The following is a 5,270-nucleotide window of genomic DNA, read 5'->3' as shown; positions in this document are numbered from 1 at the left end:
GAGCGCATCCAAGAAATATTCGACCAACTTACTTTTGAGCAGGTAATTTCTGTCTCTTCTTACAACTTTATTCTAGAAGCTTTATTCTATGCAGCTTCATATTAAATTGGTATGAGTAACTGGGTGCCAATGCCTTGACCGCGATATTCAGGAAAAACCGCAATCCCTAATTCCGGTGTATCATCATCTACATAGCCATAACCTTTATTATTTCTCGTTAGTAACCGCAACCAAACTGCGCCAACAGGTTTCTCTGTCAGGGAATCAATAACCATGAAGCCACAATCGCCATCACTGCCCCAGTCTTGGACATAACGGGCGAGTTCAGGCAAATAAATTACTTCGCGTGGCAAAGGAGCTTGACCTTCAGGGAGATACAAAGCCTGATACAACATCTCCCATAGAAACGGCTCATCCTCATCTTTAAGTGCTTGAATAATCCAAACCATAATTTTCGCCTTGCATCACATTTTTGAGAGGAAGGCTAACAAACCTATTGCAGCGGCGGCGACCAAACTTTGCTGCAATACCCCAAAGGCTTGATACCGTCCGTTGCACTAGTAGTTCGCCAAGTAAACTTGGTGGGGTAAAAGGAAAGGGTTTAAATCCTTTACCCTTTTCCCAGTCCTCACAAGCGGATTTTTTGACTGGCAGACTACTAGGAAAGTTATGCCGTGCCTTAATCGAAGACTCATAACTTTAAACGCTCTCAATCAACCGTTGGACTGCACTAATAACCAACTCAGGTTGATCCAGTTGCACAAGATGCCCACTATTTTCTGCAATGATACGTTGGCTATTTGACGATAGTTTAGTCAAGTCTAACTGAAGCGATGCCCATTTCTGGAATCTTTCATCACTCATCTTTGAATCTTTAGAACCTTGGCTCAACACAATCAAAGGCAGGCTGCCCAGTGATGTAACTGATTGAAGTTCCTCAAAGCTCTTTTTTATATTGGCAAGTTCACTGGATGCGGTTGCCCAATAGTCGGGACGGTAACAGAAGGATTTATAGGTATCAAATAAGGTTTGTACCTTGAGGGGATATTTTTGAATTTGTCGCTTAATGTCCTCAAGAATTGGTAACAGATTCATCTCCCCGATTAATCGCAGCACTCCAACTTGACTGGCAACCCTCAAGACCTGATAAAGCCAAGACTGCATTTTTATGCGCCTCCACATTTCGGATGTCATTTGATTTTCATGGGAAGAATCGACTAACAACAATCCGACCACATCTTCTGGATATTGACTTGCATACAGCCGCATATTGACTCCACCTAATGAGTGTCCAACTAAAATGTAGGGAGGATTAATTCCAGCCTTAGTCAAAAGTGAATGTAATTCATCAACGCTCTGCTGACTGGTGCGGGAGATCCTGAGATTGGGATCGCTCCAACCCAACCCCGCTCGATCATAAGTGCAAACTCGGGTAAATTTAGCAATTTCAGATGGAACCAAGCCCCATGTAATTGAGGGAGCAGCACCACCAGCATCCATAACAACTGTTGGTGTACCCTGCCCAATACAGTTGAGATGTAGACGAAATCCCCCAATATCAACAAGTTCACCCTGTGGAGGATGTCTGCGTCGATCCAAGGCTTCACTCACTGTTTGATAGAAAATTCCTGTAAGTAATGAGATTGCGGTAATACTTAGAGTAAGCATAGCCGAATTTTCCGTAATTGTCATAGCAAAATTTATAGATTCATACCTGTCAGGGGATCAATAACCATGAAGCCACAATCACCATCACTGCTCCAGTCTTGGACATAACAGGCGAGTTCAGGCAAATAAATTATTTCGCGTGGCAAAGTAGCTTAACCAAATCGGGTGATTATACAGAATTTTTCTATTAAACATTCATATTCGGGTATTATAAGGGATTTTTCCGTATAACTACCTCAAGTAAGCTTATTATATAGAATTTTTCCACATAACATCTTTCTAAAGTTCGTAAATTTTATAGTTGGCTTATCGTTTTGGCTCATGATTCATGCAGCATTACACCTTTGATCTATTACATTGATCTAGCGCGATCACTTTTTTGGCATTGATCCAAAAATCGGGTAATTTCCATTTAGATGATTGAGAGTAGAGCATATACTTTGTGGTTGATTTCGGTATTCGTTCGAACGCAGACGCGATAAGTTTGATAAATCTATTTATCGCCAAAGAAATCGTGTAGAACGATGTTTCAACCGTTTGAAGCAATTTCGTCAGATTGCTACACGCTATGAAAAGAAAGCTGATAACTACCTTGCAATGCTGACATTCGCTTCTATTATTCTATGGCTATAGTTTTAAAACATGCCCTAGAGTTCCGATCATTACATCTGCGATCGCTTGAAGCTGTCTTCGTATCCTTTGGAGAAGACTTAAGCGAGAGCTTCTCGCCGCCCCCGCCTCATCCCTGCCCTCGTTACAACCGCGCCTCCACAGCCGACGATTGATCACCTTGAGGTGATGGTGCATTCATGCTGAAGGGCCAATGTGTCCAATTTGTTCCCAAAATATGACTAGAACAATGATTCAGTAATCAAAATCATGACGGGAAATCAAGTTTCGGGCAGGAGTTGAGCCAAAATGAGGCTTTGATTTTTTAAGCATTTGTCAGCTTCGGGTAAATCTGACCACTGTTTTGAATTACTATGCTTGGCAACAGTATTAAGATAGATGGATTTTATACTTCTGCAAACTGAGGACATCATAATAAGCATCTATTAAGCTGTCAATAAAGGAACACACTAATCCTAGAACAGCTAAACTCTTTAGCTGTTCTAATTTTTATGATATGACTAAAAATTTCAAAAACATGAGTTAGCAACACTATCTAGCTAAAGTAATTTTTAAATATCACTATAGGCACGGTAGAATCCGCCACTAATAGTCTGTGAACCCAAAATGCACTTTTTCATGAGGCTGAGGTTAAGGAGTGATTGGTTGAGTCGAGAGGGGATATTATTCCCCGTCCCTCTCAGTTAGAACCGTGCGTACCCGTTTCCGTGTACACGGCTCCCGATATTCTTAGGGAGTGACCCTTTTGTTCATGTGTAAATAGTCGTGACAGGATTCATGGATTGCTGTAAGATTCTTAGGTTTACAGTTATTATGATTTCCATCTATGTGGTGTAAATGTACATGCTCTTCGCTTGTCAATTTCATTCCACATCGACCACATGAATGGTTCTGTTTATGTAAGGCAATGGATGTCATCCCATCGTATAATTTCCTGTTGCGTTGACTCCAGTAAATTAAGTCTCCGTCATAGGGGGATTTGTCTCCTTTAACTATGACGTGTGAGCCGAGGGAGTAAGGAACTGATGGGAACGCTTTCTTTACAAGTGCAGTACTTGACTCTCTGGTGTTCCTAGTTTCCTTATTAAATACCGTGTGGGTTTTGTGATTCATGAACCAGAGTGAAAACCTTGACCCTGACATATCACAGTACCTATGGTAGTTTCTCCAACCCCTTACAATCGGTGCTAGCTTTTCGGCTTTTACCTTGGAACCATAGTTCCAGCAGTTAACGATTTTCTTGACTTTCTCCCGGAATTTCTTAAAGTTATCCACTGAGGGAGTTATTAATATTCTTCCGTCGTTTCTCACTTTGAAGTGCCAACCTAGAAAGTCAAAGCCATTTGTCGCGGCGGTTATTTTGGTTTTCTTAGCACTTACTTTCATTCCTCTTTTGGCTAGGAATTCGTCAATGTTTCTTAGTATCAGTTCTGCATCGTCTTGAGGTTTTAACACTATTACCATGTCGTCGGCGTAGCGGACGGATGGATATAGTATTTGACCTTCTGCGGTTTTGTCGGTTATCTTACGACCCGTTATGTGGGTTCTGTGGATACTTTCAATTCCGTTTAGTGCGATGTTGGCTAGTAGGGGGCTTACTACTCCGCCTTGAGGGGTTCCTTGTTCTGGAAATTCGGGATTGACTCCGGCTTTCAGGCATCTAAAAATACCATTTTTGATATTCTTAGGGGCTATCAGGTTGTCCATTATGGTGGAGTGTGAAATCCTATCGAAGCATTTTTCGATATCGAGTTCGATAACTCTTTTATCTATTTCGTTGGCGTTGCTGTTTAAGTTTGAGAATAGAAGTGCTTGGGCATCGTGTGCTGAGCGTCCTACTCTGAAACCGTAACTTCTAGCATGGAAAGTTGCAACGCGCAAGCTGGTTCTAGGGCGTATTTTGCTAGACATTGCCAAGCGCGATCGCCGATAGTTGGGATTTTCAGCATTCTAGTAGTCCCGTCCTTTTTTGGGATTGAGATTTCCCTTAGTCCTTGATGCTTCCAGTCTCCAGCCGATTTTCTCAGTAGAATTTCTAACTCGAAACGTCCTATAAAATCGAGGGACTTTACACCATCAATACCTGCTGTCTTCTTACCAGCATTTAGCTGTGATACTTGTCGGATTGACAAAAATCTAGCCGCACGGGATTTCAGAATAAGTTTTTGCAAAGACTGAGCTTTCCGCTTGTTTCCTGCTTGGACCGCTTTGAACACTCTCTTTTGTAGGCGGAATAAATCCTGACGAAATTTCTTCCAGGGTAGATTCTTCCAAGATTCACTAGTGTAATCACTGTGCCTAATCATGCTCTGCTCCATTAAGTGTTTTCTGAATACCTTGCAGCAATTACGCCGCATCCTACCCGACTTGAGAGAGTTCCGTGTCTCATCTCACCTACCAGGGATTCGACTTTCCCTAGACTCTCAAGTCGTTTTTATTCGTTCCTTCAGATGATTGATACGTTCCGTTAGGTGTAACCAATTTGACTATCAGAAACCCTAGATTCTTACCGCTATTGAGGACTGATGCGGCGGGTTTTATCTCTGATGGAGTCGGGGGGTGTGGTTGTTAAGCCCCGCTTCTGCATGAGTCATTTTTCTAGGTTCAATTTCACCGTGGGAACTTCCTATTAGCACCAGTGTCGATTCTTAACAATCGTCTGATTGTGCCCTGTTTCCAGCTTCACTCTACAAGAATTGAGCTTGTTCGGTGTGGACAGATAAGGAGTCACGCTCGAATCTAGCGGATAGGGCTTTCACCTACATCATTCTGAAAGTTCAGTGCTTAACTTACGTTAAGTTTCACTGGCTTAGTTATTTATGGACTGGATACCAAGATTTACTAAGCAACGAATCGCACGCCCTCATACAGTGCTTTATGCGATCGCTTTCGGCAAGATTTGCAGTATTTGTATATAGGTATAAATAGTTACTAAAATATAAGCTGAATACTGGTAAAAGATGATTATAGTA

The 5,270-nt window shown here is 41.9% G+C and carries 3 protein-coding genes and 2 pseudogenes; 2 read left to right on the top strand and 3 right to left on the bottom strand.

Annotated features, from left to right (window positions below; genetic code table 11):
• Positions 1-101: 101 nt before the first annotated feature.
• Positions 102-449: a GNAT family N-acetyltransferase gene (locus H6G97_RS44815; RefSeq protein WP_242056044.1), complete on the bottom strand. Its 348-nt coding sequence runs from the start codon at positions 447-449 to the stop codon at positions 102-104.
• 250 nt (positions 450-699) lie between these two features.
• Complete coding sequence (locus H6G97_RS44810; protein ID WP_190946912.1) at positions 700-1,668, bottom strand: alpha/beta fold hydrolase; 969 nt, start codon at positions 1,666-1,668, stop codon at positions 700-702.
• A gap of 471 nt (positions 1,669-2,139) precedes the next feature.
• Between H6G97_RS44810 and H6G97_RS44805 the strand changes: the two are divergent.
• Both H6G97_RS44805 and H6G97_RS44800 read left to right on the top strand, forming a co-directional pair.
• A pseudogene (locus H6G97_RS44805) lies at positions 2,140-2,301 on the top strand (transposase); the annotation flags it as partial.
• Positions 2,292-2,453 carry a hypothetical protein gene (locus tag H6G97_RS44800; RefSeq protein WP_190946911.1) on the top strand — a complete coding sequence of 54 codons (162 nt, stop codon included), beginning with the start codon at positions 2,292-2,294 and terminating at the stop codon, positions 2,451-2,453. The pseudogene H6G97_RS44805 and the gene H6G97_RS44800, both read left to right, overlap by 10 nt.
• 574 nt (positions 2,454-3,027) lie before the next feature.
• On the opposite strand, the pseudogene H6G97_RS44795 reads toward H6G97_RS44800, so the two are convergent.
• A pseudogene (locus H6G97_RS44795) lies at positions 3,028-4,604 on the bottom strand (reverse transcriptase domain-containing protein).
• Positions 4,605-5,270 lie beyond the last annotated feature (666 nt).

Source organism: Nostoc flagelliforme FACHB-838 (genome assembly GCF_014698065.1).
Classification (GTDB): domain Bacteria; phylum Cyanobacteriota; class Cyanobacteriia; order Cyanobacteriales; family Nostocaceae; genus Nostoc; species Nostoc flagelliforme_B.
The sequence above is the reverse complement of the archived record's forward strand: the minus strand, read 5'-3'. Positions and strand labels throughout refer to the sequence as shown.

Bases quoted from the DNA above. Each gene is read 5' to 3' on its own strand.
- H6G97_RS44815 (WP_242056044.1), bottom strand. From the start codon at position 449: ATGGTTTGGATTATTCAAGCACTTAAAGATGAGGATGAGCCGTTTCTA.
- H6G97_RS44800 (WP_190946911.1), top strand. From the start codon at position 2,292: ATGGCTATAGTTTTAAAACATGCCCTAGAGTTCCGATCATTACATCTG.
- H6G97_RS44810 (WP_190946912.1), bottom strand. From the start codon at position 1,668: ATGCTTACTCTAAGTATTACCGCAATCTCATTACTTACAGGAATTTTC.